We start from the raw sequence: 19,717 nt of genomic DNA on the forward strand, positions 1-19,717 counted from the left end.
GAGGTCGAACGTGGTCGTCACGCTTTCGGCGTCGACGTCGACGAGAACATTCAGCAGCTCGAGCGGAGCGGGGGCGGTCATGGCCACACCCTAGAGCGGCGCGTGCGCGTCGTCCGCGACGTGTGCCGCGTCATTCCGTGCCGTCGACAGGAACTCTCGTAGGGCTGCCTGCGGGATGCGCGCAGTCGTCCCAAGATCGAGAGACGCGAGCGCCCCCGTCGACATAAGAACTGCGACGGTGGCCGTCAACACATGGAGGAGCTGCGCTACGTCGTTCGTCGTCAACAGCGGCGGCAGTCCCACGAGGGGATCGACGCTCACCCCCGTGCCGGGCCGCGGGGCCGTGCTGGTGGATTCGAGCCAGGCCACGAGTTCCGCCCTGAGCCGGTCCACGACCGGCCTACCCGATAGGCCGGCACCCGATCCGCTTTCGCCCAGGCCATCACCGTCGCCTTGGACATGTTGAGCATCGTCTCCTGGTGGAGACGTGCGAACAACGCAGAGGCGATGCCGGTGCGCTGCAGCTCCTCCGGAGTCTCGACGTGAGCCAGATACAGACCGCCCTCCACCGCGTCCGCGCGGAGCCGAGCACCGCCGAACTGCACCAGCGCGTCGTGCGGCTCGCCGTCTGGAGCCGAGCCTCGCTTGTAGGTGATCTCTAGGGTCAAGGCAAAGGCTCAATCTGTTGGGGACCGTTGTTGCGGACGCTGTTCACGTCGCGGGTGACCTCGTAGTGGGTGAGGTCAAGCGCGACGGCGAATGACTCCCTGTCAAGCTCACCTCCTGTCCTCGATGACGACCCCCAGCATGGGCTCGACGCGCGAAGCAATCAGCTGGTATCCACGCTCGTCCGGATGCAAACCGTCCGGTAGCCGACCGGCTGTGACGTCAGCGTCTCGGAAGAGCTGATCGCCTGCGATATAGCTCACATGGGCATCCGTCGCGCTACGGAGCGTAACGATGTCGGAAAGAATGCGTCGAACATCCGTCAGTGTCAGGGCACCGGGCCTCAATGGTTCCTGATTGAGGCTGATAGCGACACCGTCGACGCCCACACCTGTGGGGCCGGGAGTGTGCTCGTGGGCGGGGCAGGTGACGGGTGAAATGACGACGATGGGCGTTGTGGGGTGTCCCTCGCGAATGGTGTCGAGAAACCCGTTCATGAGCGGCGCGAACATCCTTTCGTGCGCCACGCCGAGATTGACGAGATTGATACCGACCTTGACCGTGATGAGATCTGCGTCAGTGTCGCGAATTGCTCGCGCGACAAACGGGTCCAGTAGCGCGCTGCCGGCGAGGCCAAGATCTACGAGGTCGAGGTCGAGTCCCCTAGCAACCAGCGCGGGCCAGGTTCGGGTCGGTACGGATGCCTCGAGACAGTGGCTGATGGATGAACCATAGTGCACCCACCTCATCTGCTGCGAGGGGGCGGGCACGACGGGCCCATCCGTCATAACCTTAACCAGATCGACAACGGCGGAGTGCGGCAGCCAAATCTCAACTAGCTTTGGGCCCACCCGCAGGCCCGCGAACTCCACCGTTTCAGGTTCCGCGGCCTCAAGTACTGCCCGATCCGCACCTGGCCCGATTCGCACGTGGTGCCGTCCCACCATTTGTGACGCGATCACCGACCCGTCGACGACGAGGTCGACGGCCGCACTGAACCGCTGGTCCGTGTCCAGTAGGTATAGGGCTCGCGTGACCAAGACGACGGCGATATTGCGCGCTTCGGTCATGAACCTCAGCCGCACCCCGGCCGGACACTCGACCATCGTGCGCATGAAGGCATGGGGAACCTGCTCCCACGCTGCGTGCGGCAGTCGGCGCGGTCGAAATCCATCTCGTGTGCGAACAAGGTCGAGCGCCCCGCTGAGCCCGAGGTCCGCACTGTCGGCGATGTAGTGATGCGTGAACGAGGTCATCGAAAGAGATCTCCGTGATGAAGATGTAGCGTGCGTGCGAGATTTGTCACCGGCTCGGGCTCTCCTACGAACTGGATGGGCCGGTCGGACTCAGCCCGCCAACGCACCTCGTCACCTACTCTCGTCCATTCGACGCGAACTACGGCGTGTGGCGTTGGGACAGTCCCGGACGCCTGATCCAGGCCGAGGGTATTCACCTGGATAGCCCATCCACGCAGCGATTCCGCGGGCTGAAGCCCCAGGACCCTTTGCGAGATCTGCCAAGTAGGAGATCCGCTCCACGCGTGGCACCGGCTCCATCGGTCGTCGAAAACCTCCCACCATGTGGTGGCTCCCGCTTCCAGCATCCAGCCCCACCCTGTCCTCCAGATGTCGCGAAGCTCTTCACCGAACCCCGCGTCGAGAAGGACCATGCCCGCGTAGTTCATAAAATACGGAGTTACCGCATCATCGACCCACGTCGTTGGATTCTTCAAGCGGGATGCTTCAGGCCGGAACGGAAACCCCCGACGGACGCTTCGAAGGATGGTTGTAGCGGCCTCCGAGGGCGCAATAACCCCAGCCCGTGCGGCTAAGGTCTGCGACTGGTACGGCGACCGCGAGGTCGGCAGGTGTTGGCGGACCAGATTTGTCAGGCGGTCAACTTCTTCAGTCCACTCCGCCGCCTCCTCTGCTCGATCGAGGATGAGCAGCCACTGAACCAAGGCTTGCAGGCACATCAAGGCGTGGGCCAGAACAGCGACATCCGCGCCAGGGGCTCCAATCTCGTACCCCCAGTCGACAAACCCCCACGGGAGGCTGTTCGACCCATCGTCGTGGATGGCCGATGCGACCGCGTGAGCGTTCGCGCGTGCAACGTCGACCAGTTGATGGAGCAAATCGTCTGACTGTTCCATCCGCGCAATCGCGAGACATGCCGCCGTCCACTGCGCAGCGTAGGTGCCCAAGTAGATGAGCTCGCCGGGCCCGCATCCGGCGACCAGACCGTCCGAGCGTGCAGCGGAGGCCGCGTGCACGACCGCTCTACGCGCCAAGTCAGAACTTCCCCATCCCGACTGCAGAATCCCGAGCGAGGCCGTGACTACGTCACCGAGCCATTCTCCACGCTCACGCACCGAGTCCACCAGAGAGTCTTCGGCCGCCGAGCGCTGCGTCTCTATTCCCACCTGCCATATACGGTTCAGGAGAACATCCGGCGAGCTGAAAGCGCCGACGGGTTCACCGAGAAGATCTCGGTCGCGGAACCGTGCCGAGCGCACGTGAACGCTCCCTTGGCTCTCGACACGCACCTCGATGTAACGGCCGCCCAAGGTCTGCAAAGGACGGATTTCGGTTATGCCGGCGGGAACGGTGAACCGTTGCAGGAACGCCGTCGAGCCGAGTGACAGCGCGTGCACAGGTGACGGCCTCCCGTCCGGAGTGAGTCGGTCTGCATACGCGATGGTCACAATGGACTCGACTTCAGTTTCGACATCCAACTCCACCGCCCCGATACGTATGCGACCAAGGTCGTACCGATGCCACACACCGTCGGGTGTGTCGCTCTGGGACGGACTGGGGTCAGCGAGAAGAAACTGAACAGCCGGGTCGTCGAGGACGTAACCTGCGTAGGTGTCGATGTATCGGCCCGTTTCGGTCAACCGCATCGCAGAGGCCCTACCGACGGGGCAGGCCGCAGCATGTGCAAGCGGGGTTCCGAGCTGCTCACGCGCAGTTGGCGACGTGCTGACGGGCTCCCACCGTGGGTCGTCTCCGCTAAGCGATCGCCAGTCCGAAACCCGCAAATCTTGATGCTCAATCCAACCGAGCAACGGGCTTACTCGTCGCCCCGTCGCCGGGTACGCATCAGCAAGGGACATTCCGACCCACTGGATAGGCAGGCGGTGATCCTGGGCGCTCACCAGCTCTGCCCATACGAAAGGAGCTACCGGTGGCGTCGTCCTCGTCATGACGCCCTCGGCGTGCGCCTCAAAGTGCAGGACGTGCTCTCCAGGGGCGAGGTCGATTGTCACCGCGGTGAACTCTGGCACCGCAGGAACATAGCGAACAGGTCCGTGTGCAACGAGTTCGTCGTCGACCCACATACGGAACACCGACACCGCCTGGAAACGCAACGAATACACTCCACCGTTCAGGATCTCAACCTGCCCGCGGAAGCCGGCATGGTGGTCGACGTCTTGGGCGTCGTTGTTCAACCAGAACAGCGTCGAGAATGCGCTCTCATCTCGGTCGAGATGCAGCGTTGCGGCCGGGCGACCATACGTCCCGGGGGCGGTGACGATGTCGGCCGGATCGTTCGCCGCGAGCTCCAACCCTCGCGGGACATCTTCGATATCCCTCACCATCAGACGGGAGGCTCGAGAGGGAGGTCGAGGTATGCGACGCCGATGTCTCGGCCGCCATGCTCGATGGTGTCGTTGAGGGCTCCGTCGAAGTAAACGGCTAGACGGTCGCCGATCGGGAGCACGCTAGGCAGTCCGACGATACGGGGCGTCCACTCGGCGTTCTGGGCGTCGACAACAACGGCCTTTCGCTCGGCATCGAACTTCGTCGGATCAGCCGACCAGTAGACCAGGATTGAATCGGTGAACTCCGAGGTATTCTGTGGCGGCACAGGGTCCCAACCACTTTCGTCGCCGATGTGATTGGTAAAGAGGAACCATAGGCCATTCGCCGGTTCGTAGTAGAGCGAAGAATTCTCGATCTGCTCGTCCAAAGGCAGAAGCGGTTCAGGATCGACTTGCCATGTGCTGTCCAGGTCACGGGTTCGGGCCACCCCGAGGGTGCGCAAGATACGACCGTCCTGGGCCGTGGTCGCCGCGCTGAACAGCATGATGAATTCCCCGTCGTACCGTACGACACACCCCGGACTGGCCGTGTCGGAATACCAAGATCCCGCCTCAGCCACAAATGGGACAATATCCGGACGTTTCCGCCATGGACCAGCGGGGTTCGACGCTTCGGCTTTCATCGTCATGTAAGGAAAGCTTGGCGTTTTCAGCTCGTCGTCGGTGACGTTTGGCGTTCCGAGATAGAACATATGCCAACGATCTCCGTCGTAGAACGTTGTGCCGTAACTTGCGGACGCAGAATCCTGCGAATCCACAGATCCGAGTTGCAAAATGGGACCGTGCTTGGTCCATTGCTTCCCGTCGACGCTGGTCGCGAGGGCTGAGAGCCAGCCATCAGCACCAGCCGCGTCGTAGTGCATAAAAAATAGACCGTCGTGCTCAAACACCCACACGTCGCGGGCGTTGTGCTGATCACCAAACTCCGGTTCGCCGTGTGTGAGAACAGGGACGCTGTCGTACGCGTCCATCCTGGCGATGGTACGAACTGTCATGTGAGGCCTTCCAAGACGACAATGGATTGGGTTGAGGTCACCCCAGCCAGCCCGGGTGGGTGAACCAAAGCCGAGCTGACCGGGGTGCCGCTATTACTGGGCCCAGTCCTCAGTCCAGTTCGCCTGAGCTGCCTGCTCCCGGGCCCACTCAGTCGAGCTGGATTGGATCTGCTTGAGAGAGCTCTTCGCGTCGCCGGACCCGATGAGGTAGCCCTCAAATATGTTCTGCCCCGCCTCCGCCGCCGGGAACTGGAACAGTCCCCCCGCTTGTCCGGATAGCGGTAGCTGTGCCCAGGATCCCTGCGTCAGTGCGGCGAGCGACGAGGGGTCCTCGACGTCGACAAGCGCAGAGATGCTACTGGTGGCGTCGAGCCAGTCCTTGACCTTGGGACTCGAGACGTACTGGAGGAAGGTGATGGCCGCGTCTCGCTTCGCACCCTGAACGTAGGCCGGGATCATGTAGGCCGTGCCACCGTTGTTGACTCCGAACTGAGCGTCGGACCCGCTCGCGAATGTGGAGTCAGTCTTCTCGACTGTCGGGAATGGCAATGTGCCCCAGGTGAAGTCGACGTCGCCCAGGCCGGCGCCAGAGAAGTTGGTACCCCACGCCATGGCGGCCTGGCCGCCGGCGAATTCCGTTCCCCCAGACAACGACCCTTGCGCGGGCACACCGGACCAGTTCTCCGTGCCGCACTCGTCGACGAAGGTCTTGAGAAGCCCGAGCGTGTCCTGGAACGCGGGACCGGTCATGTCCACTTCACCAGTCAGGAGCGCGTGGGCCAGGCTCTTGACCGTGACCGGCATGGACTCACCTGCCTCACCATTTGCGTCGAACTGGTTGAGGTCTTCGTACTCGCTCTGCAGCAACATCGAACCGAGCGCGACCACCGTCCATGCCGGGTACAGGCCGGAATTATCCAAGCCGACGGGCGAGTACCCCGCTTCGCGCAAATCTCCACAGGCGTCAATAAAGCCCGAGAACGTCGCGAGGTCTTCGAGTTCCACTCCGGCGCTCTTCAGCGCGTCCTCGTTGTAATACAGCCCGGCTGCGACGAGGTTGAAAGGAATGGCCTCGTACTCTCCATCGGCATTGGTACCGAGCTTGTTGGGGCCGCCGAAGTAGTCACCTTTGAAATCTTCGATCCATGGCCGGCTGGTCTGAGAGAAGGGGTTCGGTTCGGCGAGCTGTTCGCTCAACGATGCCACCTGGTCGGGTTGGTGCGGGGTTTGCGCGAAAATCAGCTCGGGAGCCGTGCCCGCCGTCAACTGAGCGGACGACGTCTGGGCCCAGGAAGACAACGGCAGCACGGTCGTCTTCACCTCGATGTCAGGGTTGTCAGCCTCGAATGCCGCGATGAGATCGTCCCAGGCGCTACCGAATGAATCGGTGTCGCTCGTGAACTGGTTCGGGCCGGCGAGGGTGATGGTCGTTTTATCTGAGGCGGACCCGCCGGCGCAGCCGACGAGCGTCGAGATAGCTATTCCTGAGATTGCGGCACCCGCGACGATGCGGGAGCGGCTGCGTGACTGCATGAGTTGGCCTTTCGAATGTGGTGCGCCAGCGGAATGCGGGCGTCGATGGTAGAAGCTTGAACTCAATGTGAGCCCGGCATACCTCCTTGTACCCCCGCCAGGAAGTACTTGGAGAGGAAGCCGAATAGGATAACGAGCGGAAGACTGGCGATAAAATATCCCGCCATGAGAGGACCGACCTCAGTGGCGTTCTGTCCCTGGAAAAACTGCAATCCGACAGATACCGTCCGGAGGCTGTCATCGCTGAGCACCAGCAACGGCCAGAAGAAGTCGTTCCATACGGTTGTAACTGTCATCAACGCAATGGTTCCCAGCACTGGACGCGAGAGCGGCAACATAATTGAGATGTACATGCGGAAGTCCGTGGCTCCGTCGACTCGCGCCGCGTCAAAGATCGATTGTGGCACTCCTTCAACAAAGTTCCGGAACAGAACCGTGCCGAGCACGACTCCGCCCGTTACGTAGGGGATAACAAGAACCGTGTAGGTGTTCAGCAGCCCTAGATCGCGCATCATGACAAAGAGTGGAATGAGATTTGCGATGCCAGGAATCATCATCATCAACAGCACGAGACCGTAGATGAAGTTCCGGCCGCGGAACCGGTAGCGGGCAAGCACAAAACCCGCGATCGAAGAAACAATGAGAACAAGAACTATCGTGATGGCCGCAATAAAGATTGTGTTCCACAGATAGGGCGCAACCTGGTTCCAGGCGCGTCCGTAATTCTCGAAGTGCAACGGCAGCTCGATGCCCCAGAAGCTCGACGCAAACTGCTCGTTCGTCTTGAACGACGTCACCACCATGAGGACATACGGCAGCAAGCTGATAGTGATCAACAGAATTAGCGCCGCCTTGACCCCGATCTGCCGACCGGAACGGTCACGGACGCTCGGTCGCTTTTCAAGCACCGTAGTCACATTGACCCCCCGTCTGTGTGCGCGCTCTCGCGTCGACCGGAGAAGACGACCACTGAGCTGAGCACGAGCGTGATGACAAACAGCGTGGTAGAAAGCGCTGCGGCGTAGCCCCAATCGGATCCCGCGAACGCAACGTTGATCATGCGCAGAACAGGAACCATCGTGGCGTTGTCCGGACCGCCTGACGTGAGCACATAGGCGACGAAGCCGTACTGGAGGGCAGCTACTACGGCGAGGAAGAGCAGCAGACGAACTTGACTTGCCATCAGGGGAAGGTCGATAGACCAGAATCTGCGCAGCCTCCCTACCCCGTCGAGCTGCGCTGCTTCGAGAACCGCTGGAGGGATGTTCTGGAGACTTGCGTAGAAGATGAGGAACGGTAAGCCGGCAATGAACGGAAAACCGACGAAGAGGAGCGCCAGCAGGGCGGTGTCTGGCATGCCCGTCCAGTTGTGAGCGAGGTCGCCGAGCCCAATCGCTTCGAGGAAACGGTTGATGACGCCCTGGTTTGGTTCGTAGAGGAACCCCCAGATGAGTGCCGTCACGACGCCGGGAAACGCCATCGGCAGGATGAGAAGGGTCCGCGTCACGAACTGCCATCTGGGACTACGGAGTGTGATCAGCAGTTCGGCGGCGATTAGAGGGAGGACCCAGGCCACGATCCCAAAAAGGAAGATGATGCCGAGATTGCGGAATGAAGTCCACCAGATCTCGTCGTTGAACATCGCGAGGTAGTGCTCAACGCCGGTGAAGAACGACTGCGACGCTGGATTCCAGTCGAAGAATGACCAGAACACACCGGACGCCGCGGGGTAGTACGCGAAGAGACCGATGATGACCAGTAGAGGTACGAGCGCGAGGTAGATCGCGGCCCGAGCACGCTTGGGGCGGGGCGGTGGCGGCGCGGTGGTCCGTTGGCGGCCGGCCGGGGGCCTGTCTGCGGCCGGTAGCGGTGTCGATGTGAGTGTTTCAGCCATGTGTTTCTCCCTGCTTGAGATCGGGGAGGCGCCCGGTATTAGCGGTGCTTGCTGCATCACCGACGCCGGCGGTGGACACCTCGAGCAAGGTCGGTGTGTCCAGTAATGCGGTGTAGTCCGCCGAGGCGAGACCGCGGAAGGTGATGACGTGCTCGGTAGCCGTGGCCGTGAAGATCGGGGTGCGGTACGAGGCCCAGGCGGAACTCTGCGGCACGATCACGCCGATGGAGACCCCATCGATCAATACCTCGATCTGCTGGCTCTCCGAGCCTCGTTGAGCAGCTTGAACTTCGATGGTGTACGACGCCCCGACCTCGAAACCAGATGTTGTCTGCTGGAATGAGCCACCCCTCTGCACGAAGGCGACCTGCGCGCCGTCGGGTGCATTCGGCTGACCGAACCCCGATCCGTTGGACGCCGTTCCGCTGCCGTTGCCGTTCTCCACCGGACTGTAACTCCAGGGCGAGCCCGTTACCGCGTAGTTGATCCCGCTGGCCGCCGGCGTTTCAAAGCTACTGTCTGCAAACTGCGCCGTCGCGGTCTCGGCCTGGTAAGTAATCCGGACATCGTCGACGAAGGCGGTCCTGTCCGCTGCGACTGTGCCGCGCAGTGTCAAAAGGTGACTGCCACTCGTGATTGCGGGCAGCGCAACGCTATGAGCGACGAATTGTGGAGCCGATGCGGGGATAGTCGCAATGACCTCCTCATCCCACAGGACCTCCACGCTCTGACCGGCCTCCGCGCCTCGGCTAGCGACATCGAGTTCGACGGAGTAGTCCACACCTGGCCGGAGATCGGCAATCGATTGGGCCATTGATCCCTGACCCTGGATGAAGCCAGCCTGGCTGCCTTCGGGGGAAGAGAGATTTCCGAATGGGCCGTTGTTGCGTACGATGCCGGCACCAGCACCATTGTCGAAGTCGGAGATGAATGACCACGCATCGTTTCGCGGTGAGTACTCGAATCCTCCCGTGACGGGTGCCTCAAAGGAACCGGCACGAACGACGCCGTCGGGGCTGTCGGTGGGCGTTGCGACATACATGACGGACGGCACCCAACTCGTCCAGTCAGTCCCGTCGGCGGCGCCCGTTATGGCGAAGGCGAGAGTATCGCCTTCACTGACCGAGATATCGGCATCGACCGACAGCCCCTCTGTGTTGTTGCCGCTAATGGACTCACTGCGGATAGGGGTTCCGTTGAGCAAGACTGTCGCCGTCGCACTGCCGCCGCCCGCCTCAGTCTTGAATGCAAGACTGCGGAGCGAGATGTCACCAGAAGAGGGAGCCGTCCAGACGCGAGCGGTGCCGGGCGTCTGCTCGAAGGCTGAGATCTGACGTTGCGCGCCATCGCCCCAGACTCCCTCAATGTGGGCATTGGCGGTATATCCCGCGGCGTCCCACGTCAGGACGTCTTGGGCATCGATTCCCACTCGATAGGACCAGGGGTCGCCAGCGATGCCATCGCCGAAGTGATCTGCAGCGTAGAAGGGCACCGTCCCCGTGGCTGCGGTGGTGTTCTTCGTGTTGTTGCCAATGAGTGGAGCGAAATCCGCTTCCGGGTAGACAAATCGGCTGTCAGCGCTGAGGTTGTTCGCGATGCTGCCAGTGAAGGGGGCATTTCCAAGCCGATATAGGGAGCCGCCTCCATTGCCGTAGAAGCTGTTCCCCTCGATACGGTGGTTGGTGTTGTAGTCCGCGATCTGCGGTCGGAGGGAGAGAAACTCGACACCAGGTCCCGCATTGCGGGCGATGAGATTGTTACGGAGCGTGACATCGTTCACGTACAACTCGTTGTCGATTGCTGTTTGGTCGTTCGATCCAGTGTTGGGCGTATCGGACAGGACATTGTTTTTGAAGGTCACGTCGTCTACAGAGACCAAAATGAATCCAGCTGTGCCAGTCGGCACATAGCACGCTCCAAGACTCTCGAAGCGAGAATTCATCACCGTCAGCCCGGTTACTGCGTCGAACCGCATGCCCTCGTTGCACTGCTGCGCGTATCCGGCGCCGTTGCCGTCGTAGGCGTGGACGTTGTTGACCGTAACATCGCGAACAAGGTGCGGCGCCGCGGGCCCAGGTGAGTTGGGTTCTCCGACTCGACCGTCACACATGTCGACGTTGATCACGTTGAGGTTGTCGTGGCCGACGATTCGCTCGAACGTCACTCCGGAGACGAAGTAGGAATCACTTGGCACGTCCTCGTAGTAGTCGCCGGTGACACCTGCTCCGGCAGACTGCCAAAGATCAAGATCGTTGGACTTGCAGAAAAAGTCGGCAGGACCGCCCGGGATGGTGGAGACGAAAAGCCCCGCGATGTGGTGGACGTATAGATCCTCGAAGACGATGGAGGAGTTTCCAGTTACCGGTCCGGGGAAGTCGCCACGGTACTGTGCGAGAGCCCCCGCTCCCGCGTGGCTTAGTTCGAGGTCGCGAACCGTCACATAGCTGGGGTTCTGAAGGAGGACGAGGGCCCTTCCCTCCTCCTGTTCTCCGTCGAGATGGGGCGCAGCGCCTTCGCCGTAGGCGCCGATGAGGATGCGGGCGTTCGCGGTCCCCTGACCGCTGACCGTGAGGAACTCTCCGGCGTAGGTCGATCCGCGCGCGATGAGAAGTTGATCACCGGGCGAGTAGGTGCGACTCGCCGCGTCGAGCGAGCACCACGGTGAGTCAGCGCTCACACCATCTCCAGCGTCGTCGCAAGTCGCCGAAGAGCTGTTGACGTAGTACACAACCGGTTCGGCAGCAGCCGGTGATGCCGGGGTAATCGCCAAGGCCAACAGAGAAGCTGTCCCGATACTCAGGGCTCGAGTCAGGTATCGGTGCATGGCGGCTCCTCAGTGAGTCATTACGCGAGGGCTCTGGCGGATGCGTAGCCCCGAAGTCTGTAACGTTACAGATCCTGCTGACAGCGACAATATAGTGAGTGTGGGTGGCAAAGCAAGCCCGAATCTGCAACCATTCAGGGAGGGAAACGGGAGGATCGCGTGAACCGTCAACCGCGTCTGCGAGACGTCGCTGAAGTTGCAGGCGTGTCCGTCTCGCTGGTGTCGAGCTACATCAATCGCCCCGACAGTGTCGGCAGCAAAAGCGCGACAAAGATCTCCTCCGCCATCGAACAGCTGGGCTTCATACCGAATCAGACCGCACGTCAGTTGCGGTCTGGCATGAGCAAGATGCTCGCTTTCATCGCATTCGACGTCAGCGATCCGTTCTTTGCCTCGGTGGCCCGCGGCGCCCAGAATCGTGCACGCGAAGCAGGGCTTAGTCTCGTGCTCGCCGACACCAACGGTGATGCGGACTCGGAGAACGACTACGTGTCCCTGTTCGAGGAACACCGGGTACGCGGCGTCATACTTGCGCCCGTGGACGCGACCAACAGTCAGGTAGGTCGCCTCACGGCTCGTGGGATCCCCACGGTGCTCATCGACCAGGATGAATCATCGGATCTGTGGTCGAGCGTGGGTGTAGACAACGCCGCAGGCGGACGCCTCGCGGTCGAACATCTGCTCAGTCAGGGGTGCAGGCGAATCGCAGTCGTCGGAGGTACGGTCGACATCCCGCAGGTGGCTCTGCGACGCAAGGGAGCCTCAACGGCCGCGGCCAATACACCGGACTGCGCCCTCGTCGTTGTCGATACCGTCCGCCGCGACGCTTCAGCGGGCCGAGAAGCAGTCGCTCGTCTCCTCGCCTCTGGAATGCCCGTCGACGGTATCTTCGCCGTCAACGACTCCATCGCCGCCGGAGTATTGGAAGCCCTCACGGAGACAGACCTACGAGTCCCCGAGGATGTCGCGGTGGTCGGTTACAACGACATGGCCGCCGACATTCTCGGGATCTCCAAGCTGTCGTCGGTGCATCACCCCCACGAAGAATTCGGCACAGCTGCAGTGGAACTCGTTCTCGAGCAATTCGAGGCGGCCGCGATACCACGCCAGATACGGTTCACACCCCAGCTCGTGGAACGTGAGAGCTCGCGTCGACTGGGAGCTACGAAAGACCACCGGACACCAGCAACCGCCGCGGCTCTACCCACGCTTGAGACCGCAAGAAACCCCGCGCCGCATCCACTACGAGATCGATAGAAGCCAGCCCTGTCGACCACCTGCAGCCCTCAGGGTGCCGATTTCCTATAGCGCTCTTGCACGCGGCCAACCGACCGGCCAGGCTTGCCGGAGTACAGCGGCGGAGTAGGGATCGTGACCTTCGGCAGTCATCGCCCGCTAGCTGCCCGCGGGGCTTTTCTCGGCCACCAGTGAGACTGTCCCCGATATGACACTGGGAAATATTGCCTTAAGAATCGCTTCCGCCGGCGTCCGTTCCTCGCTCAGCCTGCGTGGAGGGTGTACCCGACCCCGTAGACGGTGACGAGGCGGGTGGGCTGCTGCGGGTCGGACTCGATCTTGGCCCGGAGGTTCTTCACGTGGGTGTCGATGGTGCGGCCTCCGATCCAGCGGTCGGTCCCGTGGAGACGATCGAGCAGGCGGGCACGGCTGAGGACGATGCCGGGATGCAGAGCGAACTCCTCGAGGAGGTCGAACTCAGCACGCGTGAGGTCGAGCAGCCGATCCGCGAGGGTGGCTCGATGCCGGTCCGGGTCGATCTCGAGGTCTCCGGCGGTGATGACCGTCGAGGCCGGCACCGTGCGGCGGGCTCGTCGCAACAGCGCTCGGACCCGGGCGACGAGTTCGCGGGGGCTGTAGGGCTTCGCGAGGTAATCGTCGGCACCGAGTTCGAGCCCGAGTAGCAGGTCGTTCTCGGCGGAGCGTGCGGTGAGGAGCAGGATCGGGAGGTCGAACTGCTCCTCGCGAAGCGTGCGGCAGACCGTGAGGCCGTCGGCCCCGGGGAGCATGACGTCGAGGACGAGCAGGTCGGGCGCGGAGCGACGCACCTCGGAGAGCGCTTCGGCACCGTCGGCCAGGACGGTCACGTCGTGCCCCTCCCGTTCGAGGTAGCGGCGGACGAGCTCCGACTGCAGGGCATCGTCCTCGACGATCAAGACTCTGGTCACGATCCGATCCTAGGCACGGGCTCGGCGCGCGGTCGGGCTCCGGACCGATCGCTCACAAGTCCTTCACATCCTTCGGCGAGCGTGGGTCACAGCCGCTCACCACACGAGGAGGAACCGTGACACGCATCATGCACCGATCCCTGACCGCCGCCGCGGGCGCCCTGGCGCTCCTGGCGGCACTCACCGCTTGCGCCGCACCCTCCTCCGATCAGGGAGGAGACGGAGGCATCGCCACGTTGGAGACCGCTGCTCCGACGCCCACCGCGGCCGCCGACCCACTCGTCGCGAAGTACGGCGAGCCCGTGCGTCTGCGTCTCGACATGTCGGATGAGGAGGAGGCCGACGCGTGGAAGCCACGGGATCGCTGTCTCGCGGACCACACCTCCGCAGAGCAGGGCACTCCTGGGAACGACGGCGGAGACGACGTCAGTGCAAGTTCCGGCGGGGACCCGGCGAAGTCTGCCGAGGCAGAGGCGCTCTGCCAGCGCGTGGCACCCTTGCCGCCGTGGGAGCTCGACGCTCAGAACCCGGATGCCCTGCAGTTCGCGCAGCGCGTGGTGGACTGCCTGCACGAACGCGGTGTCCGCGAGGTCGAGATCACCGAGCCGGATGCGTTCGGCCAGATCAACCTCGCCTTCGGTGGCGATGCCAACGACGCCGCCTCGATCTCACTGGGGATGCAGTACGTGGACGCCTGCATGGTGTCCGCATCGGATGGGAGCACCGAATGACCCGCTCGCGTCGCCGCACCGCACTCGTCGGTTCGCTCGTGCTGTGTGCCGTCCTCGCGGTGGGGGCCGGAGGAGCTGTCCTGTTCCTCCGGCCCGTGGCCGACGCTGCCCCGGTCGAGCAGACCGCCGCACCGGCCACCGTGGTCGTCGAGCGAGGTGAGCTCGTGCAGACCGCTCGCCTCGACGGCGCCGTCGGCTTCGGTGCCGCGGTGCCCGTGACGACGAAGGCCGACGGCATCATCACCGGGTTGCCAGACGTCGGCGCGACACTCGATCGGGGATCCGTGGCACTGCGTGCGAACGAGCGACCGGTGCCGGTGCTGATCGGAGCGCTTCCGCTCTATCGGGCGATCGACGGCTCGGGGATGGAGGGGGCGGATGTGAGCATGGTCGCTTCGAACCTGATGGACCTCGGACATCTCAGCCGTAGTGATCCGGAGACCTTCGAGACCGGGTGGGAGTTCACGGAGGCCGTCAGGGACTGGCAGGAATCGCTCGGCCTGGAGTGCACCGGCACGCTGGCCCCCGCCGACGTGGTCGTCTTGAGTGCGCCGAGTCGCATCGCCGCAGTGACGGCACGCCTCGGTGACGCGGCGGGCGGTCAGCCGTTCTCGGTCACCCCCACGACACGCGTCGTCGATGCGTCGGTCCCTGAGCAGGACGCGGGGATCATCGGGGCCGGCGCGAAAGCGACGATCGAACTGCCCGACGGGCGCGCTGTCAGCGGGTCCATCGTCACGGTGACCACGACCGGGGAAGGAGCCGACGCGAAGGTCCGCGCGCTCGTCGCGATCGACGATCAGGCTGCACTCGCTGGCGTCGACGCTGCCGCCGTGACCGTTCGGGTCGTCACGAGATCCGTGCCGGACGTGCTGATCGTGCCCGTCGCCGCGCTCGTGGCGCTCGCCGAAGGCGGCTACGCGCTGCAGGACGACCGCGGCCGACTCCACGGTGTCGAGATCGGCCTCATCGCAGACGACCGGGTCGAGGTCAGCGGTGCAGGGATCGAGGCCGGCATGACGGTGGTGTCTGCACGATGACGACGCCGGCACTCGAGCTCGAGCACGTCAGCCGCGTCCACCCCGGCGGAGTCGCTGCACTCGACAACGTCTCGTTGCAGGTCGACCCGGGTGAACTCACCGCGATCGTCGGACGTTCCGGCGCCGGCAAGTCGACGTTGCTCAACGTCCTCGGCACCCTCGACCGTCCCACGGCCGGCGTGGTCCGCATCGGCGGCACCGACACCCGTGACCTCACGGATCGCGCGCTGTCCACCTTGCGCGGGAGCTCGATCGGGTTCGTCTTCCAGGGCTTCCATCTGACCGAGGGCGTGACCGCAGAACAGAACGTCGCGATGGCGCTGCTCTACAGCGGCGTTCCGAGGCGGGAGCGCCGTGACCTCGCCCGCGCGGCACTCGAGCGCGTGGGACTCGAGCACCGCATCGGGCACGCGGCGCAGGACCTCTCCGGCGGTGAACGACAGCGGGTCGCCATCGCCCGGGCGATCGTGACCGACCCGCTCGTCGTCCTCGCCGACGAACCCACCGGCGCACTCGACACGGCGAACGGCGAACGCGTGCTCAGCTTGCTCGAGCGGTTGCACGACGAGGGCACCACCGTCGTCGTCATCACCCACGACGTCGAGCTCGCCGCACGACTGCCACGACGCATCGAGCTGCGGGACGGCCGCATCATCGCCGACACCCGGACCGACACCAGGGCGGTGGCGCATGCGTGAGCGTCGCAGACGTCTCGACCCCCGGGATCTGCTCGCCGTCGGCACGGTCGGGCTTCGCACCCGACCGCTTCGCGCCGTGCTCTCGACCATCGGGATCGCCATCGGCATCGCGACCCTGGTGACCGTCACCGCCGTGCCTGCGTCCTCCCAGGCCGCGCTCGATGAACAGCTCACGGCGCTCGGAGCGGACCTGCTGCGAGCCGACCCTCGTGCCGGCGCAGACGGAACCCCCGTGCCGCTTCCGGCCGAGGCACTCGGCATGCTGCAGCGCATCGGAACCGTGAAGGATGCCGCGACGGTCGGCAACGCCCACGCCCCCGTCCGCAGCAATGAGCTCCGCGGATACCCGGAGACCGGGCTGACCACACTCGCGGTCCGCGGTGATCTTCGCGAGGTGCTGCGAACGGACGTGACCTCCGGCCGCTGGCTCGACGGGAGCGACCTGCCGACGGCCGTGCTCGGCATCGACGCCGCTGATCGGCTCGGCCTGTCGCAGCTCCCCGATCGGCCGGTCACGATCGACGTCGACGGCGTCGCGTTCACCGTGATCGGCGTGCTCGCAGCGACGCCGCTCTCCGCCGACGTGCAGTCGGCGGTCCTCGTCGACGATGCTGCCGCGCGGCGCTGGCTGAGCTTCGACGGCGCTCCGACGGTCGCCTACGTCACGGGTGTCGAGGCGTCGATCGACGCCTTAAGACCGGTCGTCGCAGCAACCCTCTCCCCGGGAGCGAGCGGACTCGTGCAGGTGAGCCAGCCGTCAGCCGTGCTCGCCGCGAAGGCTGCTGCCCGATCAAGCTTTGATGGACTCTTCCTCGCGCTCGCCGCAGTCGCACTGGTGATCGGAGGCATCGGTATCGCGAACACGATGTTCGTCTCCGTGCTCGAGCGTCGCCGGGAGATCGGATTGCGACGAGCGCTCGGCGCCCACCGCGGTCAGATCCAGGCGCAGTTCCTCGTGGAGGCCATCCTGCTCTGCGCGCTGGGCGGCGTATCCGGAGTCGTGCTCGGTCTCCTCGGAACCGCGGCCTGGAGCGGTCTGCAAGGTTGGCCGCTGGTCGTTCCGGTGGAGACGATCCTGTCCGGCATGAGCGCCGCGCTGGTGACGGGCGCCGTCGCCGGACTCGCGCCGTCCATCCGCGCCGCCCGCCAGTCGCCGACCGCGGCGCTCGCCGCGACCTGAGCGGGTCCGACGGTGCGCGGGTGCGCGGATGCGGGCCGGGACGGAAAGTGATGAGAGCATGGCCGACGACATGAGCAACAGCAGAAGAGCGGGCACCGCTGGGCCCCGACGCGTGCCCCGGCTGCTCGCGCGCTACCTCGCGGCTGGACTGCTGCTCGTGCTCGCCTCGGCGGGCGGTACGGTCTGGCTGGCCCAGACCTCGGAGTACCGGTACGACGAGCAGGCGTCCGGCGCCGATCTCGTGCGAGACGAGCAGGTGCTGGATGCGCTCAGGACGTGGGCCGGACGCCACGACGACTGGAGCGACGTCGGGTCCACGCTGCTGCTGCTCAGCCAGGAGACCGGGCGTCGCATCGCCGTGGTCGACGGTGTCGGAACGGTGATCGCCGACACGGCGCCCGAGCTGCCCCGTCCGGCGACCTCCACCCGATTGCTCGACCCGCTCGAACCCCTCGGGGACCCGGTGACATCCGAACTGCGTCTGCCCGACGGCATCAGCGGGCCGTTCTCGCTCGACGATGCGCAACGTGACCAGCTCACCGGGCAGGCCGCCGCAGTGGTGGAGTGCCTGGGCGATGCGGTCGTCGACACCGGCGTGTGGGGGAGCGGCCGCCCCGTGGTCAACGGATACGACGATGCACCGGACTGTGGCCGTGCCGCCTTGAATACACCGCTGCCGAGCGAGCGGGTCGCCCTCGACGAGCTCCGTGATCGCACGAACGCCTGCCTGCTCGCCGCGAACGCGCCGCTGGTGACCGACGTCGAACTCGATCTGTCGCCGTCGAGCGCCCCCGCGCAGCTCGCGTTGCGCACCGTCCCGACCGGCGACGACGAGGCTGACGGGTGCCTGCTGCAAGCGCGCATCGACCAGGCCCGGGCGACGACGGCGCCTGCCGTGAACGTGGTGCTCACCGACCAGCGAGGTGACGCGCAGGGCCCACTCGACGCGAGTCCTGGATCGATCGCCCGCGTGGGCGTGTTCGTCGTGGTGCTGCTCGCACTCCTGGCGGTGGCCGCGGCGCTCATCGTCGTGCCGACCCTCCGGAGCGCGCGCCGACTCGAGACCGCGGTCGATCGCTTCAGCGCGGGCGATCGCGAGGCCCGCGCGGCGTTGCCCGCTCGCGACGACCTCGCCGGCGTCGGCGCCGCGTTCGACCGCATGTCCGGTGAGATCGCCGGACACGAAGCATCACGCCGACGGCTGCTCGGCGACATCGCCCACGAACTGCGCAGCCCGCTCACGAACATCCGCGGATGGGTCGAGGCGGCGGACGACGGTCTCGGTCTCGATGAGGCGGCCCTCCGCCGGCTCGTGCTCGACGAGGCCGGGCGCATGGAGCGGATCACCGGGGACCTGCAGCTCCTCGCGCTCGCGGAGGCCGGCGACCTCGTGCTGGAGCGCAGGGCGTGCGACGCGGCGGTGATCGTGCGAGAGCTCGGCGAAGCGTACCGAGCGCAGGCGGCGAGCACGGACATCGCGCTGCACGTCGAGCTCTCGGGGCCGTTGCCGCTCGAGACCGATCCTGCCCGACTCCGGCAGATCCTCGACAATCTGCTCTCGAACGCACTGCGCCACACGCCGCCGGGCGGTCGTGTCGACCTCGAAGCGGTGACCGCTGACGACCTGGTGCGGATCGCGGTCGTCGACACCGGCGAGGGCATCGCCCCGGCAGACCTACCGCGGGTCTTCGACCGGCTCTGGCGCGGCGAGCCGTCTCGGGTCCGCGCCGGGCAGAGCACCGGCCTCGGTCTCTCGATCGCCCGCGGCCTCGCTGAAGCGTTGGGCGGCACGCTCAACGCACAGAGCACCCTCGGCAAGGGCAGTCGCTTCGAACTTGCACTGCCTGCGCAGGACCGCGAGTGATGGGACCAATCAATATTCAGTTCCACCGACCGCAATGCCGAACTGACAAAACCGCCGCTACCGCCTCGGGTGCGCCACAGGGAGACAGATTCTCGACATGACTGGGGTGCAGCGTCGGCTCAGCGTGATCGTTGGTTTGATGGGCCGCCGAATGGCAACGCCGGCGTGAGCCCAGTCTGACACCAGTAGGCCACGGAGGAAATGGCATCCCTCCGTTCGAAGTGTCCGTGATCCCATGCGCCGATCTGTTGCAACGTGACGCGCAATCGTGAACGGACGATGACCGGATCTGGCAGATGCCAGCGGTACATGCCGTGAGACTGAGCCGTGGCGCGCAGAAACGGGAAATGTCCGCTGGTGTCCTGGGCTGAGTAGAACGAGCATCCCGAGTACGGCGCGGAGAAGAGGACAATGGCAAGCTGACGCGCGTCGCGATCTGCGGTCCGGTCTGCCCACGGGCGCCGAGGTTGTAGGAGGTGACTGGGAGCCCGTCAGCGGCCGAGGC

General features: G+C 64.6%; 15 protein-coding genes. 6 read left to right on the top strand and 9 right to left on the bottom strand.

Annotated elements, in window-relative coordinates; translation table 11 throughout:
* Nucleotides 1-776: 776 nt before the first annotated feature.
* From ITJ62_RS02795 to ITJ62_RS02825, 7 genes are all read right to left on the bottom strand, one after another.
* Nucleotides 777-1,922, bottom strand: a complete 1,146-nt coding sequence (locus tag ITJ62_RS02795) for an SGNH/GDSL hydrolase family protein (protein ID WP_194599597.1) — start codon at nt 1,920-1,922, stop codon at nt 777-779.
* Entirely contained in the window at nt 1,919-4,267 is a 2,349-nt protein-coding gene (locus ITJ62_RS02800) for a hypothetical protein (RefSeq protein ID WP_194599598.1), read from the bottom strand. The genes ITJ62_RS02795 and ITJ62_RS02800 overlap by 4 nt, the downstream gene beginning before the upstream one ends.
* Nucleotides 4,267-5,241, bottom strand: a complete 975-nt coding sequence (locus tag ITJ62_RS02805) for a hypothetical protein (protein WP_194599599.1) — start codon at nt 5,239-5,241, stop codon at nt 4,267-4,269. The genes ITJ62_RS02800 and ITJ62_RS02805 overlap by 1 nt, the downstream gene beginning before the upstream one ends.
* A gap of 117 nt (nt 5,242-5,358) precedes the next feature.
* Nucleotides 5,359-6,798 (bottom strand): ABC transporter substrate-binding protein, encoded by a 1,440-nt coding sequence (locus ITJ62_RS02810; RefSeq protein WP_194599600.1) that lies wholly within the window; start codon nt 6,796-6,798, stop codon nt 5,359-5,361.
* A 62-nt stretch (nt 6,799-6,860) separates the two neighbouring features.
* Nucleotides 6,861-7,706: a carbohydrate ABC transporter permease gene (locus ITJ62_RS02815; RefSeq protein WP_370581789.1), complete on the bottom strand. Its 846-nt coding sequence runs from the start codon at nt 7,704-7,706 to the stop codon at nt 6,861-6,863.
* A gap of 5 nt (nt 7,707-7,711) precedes the next feature.
* Nucleotides 7,712-8,692 carry a carbohydrate ABC transporter permease gene (locus tag ITJ62_RS02820; protein WP_194599601.1) on the bottom strand — a complete coding sequence of 327 codons (981 nt, stop codon included), beginning with the start codon at nt 8,690-8,692 and terminating at the stop codon, nt 7,712-7,714.
* Nucleotides 8,685-11,516 (bottom strand): right-handed parallel beta-helix repeat-containing protein, encoded by a 2,832-nt coding sequence (locus ITJ62_RS02825; protein ID WP_194599602.1) that lies wholly within the window; start codon nt 11,514-11,516, stop codon nt 8,685-8,687. The genes ITJ62_RS02820 and ITJ62_RS02825 overlap by 8 nt, the downstream gene beginning before the upstream one ends.
* Before the next feature lie 159 nt (nt 11,517-11,675).
* On the opposite strand from ITJ62_RS02825, the gene ITJ62_RS02830 reads away from it, so the two are divergent.
* Nucleotides 11,676-12,773, top strand: a complete 1,098-nt coding sequence (locus tag ITJ62_RS02830; protein WP_194599603.1) for a LacI family DNA-binding transcriptional regulator — start codon at nt 11,676-11,678, stop codon at nt 12,771-12,773.
* Between the two features lie 242 nt (nt 12,774-13,015).
* On the opposite strand, the gene ITJ62_RS02835 is transcribed toward ITJ62_RS02830, so the two are convergent.
* Complete coding sequence (locus ITJ62_RS02835; protein ID WP_370581790.1) at nt 13,016-13,699, bottom strand: response regulator transcription factor; 684 nt, start codon at nt 13,697-13,699, stop codon at nt 13,016-13,018.
* Nucleotides 13,700-13,827: 128 nt separating this feature from the next.
* Between ITJ62_RS02835 and ITJ62_RS02840 the strand changes: the two genes are divergently transcribed.
* The 5 genes from ITJ62_RS02840 to ITJ62_RS02860 all read left to right on the top strand — a co-directional run bounded on the left by ITJ62_RS02840 (nt 13,828) and on the right by ITJ62_RS02860 (nt 19,212).
* On the top strand, nt 13,828-14,430 hold the full coding sequence (locus tag ITJ62_RS02840; protein ID WP_228497796.1) for a hypothetical protein: 603 nt from the start codon (nt 13,828-13,830) through the stop codon (nt 14,428-14,430).
* Nucleotides 14,427-15,470, top strand: a complete 1,044-nt coding sequence (locus ITJ62_RS02845) for a hypothetical protein (protein WP_194599605.1) — start codon at nt 14,427-14,429, stop codon at nt 15,468-15,470. The genes ITJ62_RS02840 and ITJ62_RS02845 overlap by 4 nt, the downstream gene beginning before the upstream one ends.
* Nucleotides 15,467-16,168 (top strand): ABC transporter ATP-binding protein, encoded by a 702-nt coding sequence (locus ITJ62_RS02850; RefSeq protein WP_194599606.1) that lies wholly within the window; start codon nt 15,467-15,469, stop codon nt 16,166-16,168. Before ITJ62_RS02845 ends, ITJ62_RS02850 begins: the two co-directional genes overlap by 4 nt.
* Nucleotides 16,161-17,348, top strand: a complete 1,188-nt coding sequence (locus tag ITJ62_RS02855) for an ABC transporter permease (protein WP_194599607.1) — start codon at nt 16,161-16,163, stop codon at nt 17,346-17,348. The genes ITJ62_RS02850 and ITJ62_RS02855 overlap by 8 nt, the downstream gene beginning before the upstream one ends.
* A 70-nt stretch (nt 17,349-17,418) precedes the next feature.
* A complete protein-coding gene (locus ITJ62_RS02860) occupies nt 17,419-19,212 on the top strand; it encodes a cell wall metabolism sensor histidine kinase WalK (protein WP_194599608.1) in 1,794 nt (597 codons plus the stop codon).
* A gap of 119 nt (nt 19,213-19,331) precedes the next feature.
* On the opposite strand, the gene ITJ62_RS19265 is transcribed toward ITJ62_RS02860, so the two are convergent.
* The gene (locus tag ITJ62_RS19265) at nt 19,332-19,625 is read right to left on the bottom strand and encodes a DUF2961 domain-containing protein (protein WP_194600224.1); all 294 of its coding nucleotides are present in this window, start codon (nt 19,623-19,625) and stop codon (nt 19,332-19,334) included.
* Nucleotides 19,626-19,717 lie beyond the last annotated feature (92 nt).

The organism is Plantibacter sp. VKM Ac-2876, assembly GCF_015350715.1.
In the GTDB taxonomy this organism is placed as follows: Bacteria; Actinomycetota; Actinomycetes; order Actinomycetales; family Microbacteriaceae; genus Plantibacter; species Plantibacter auratus.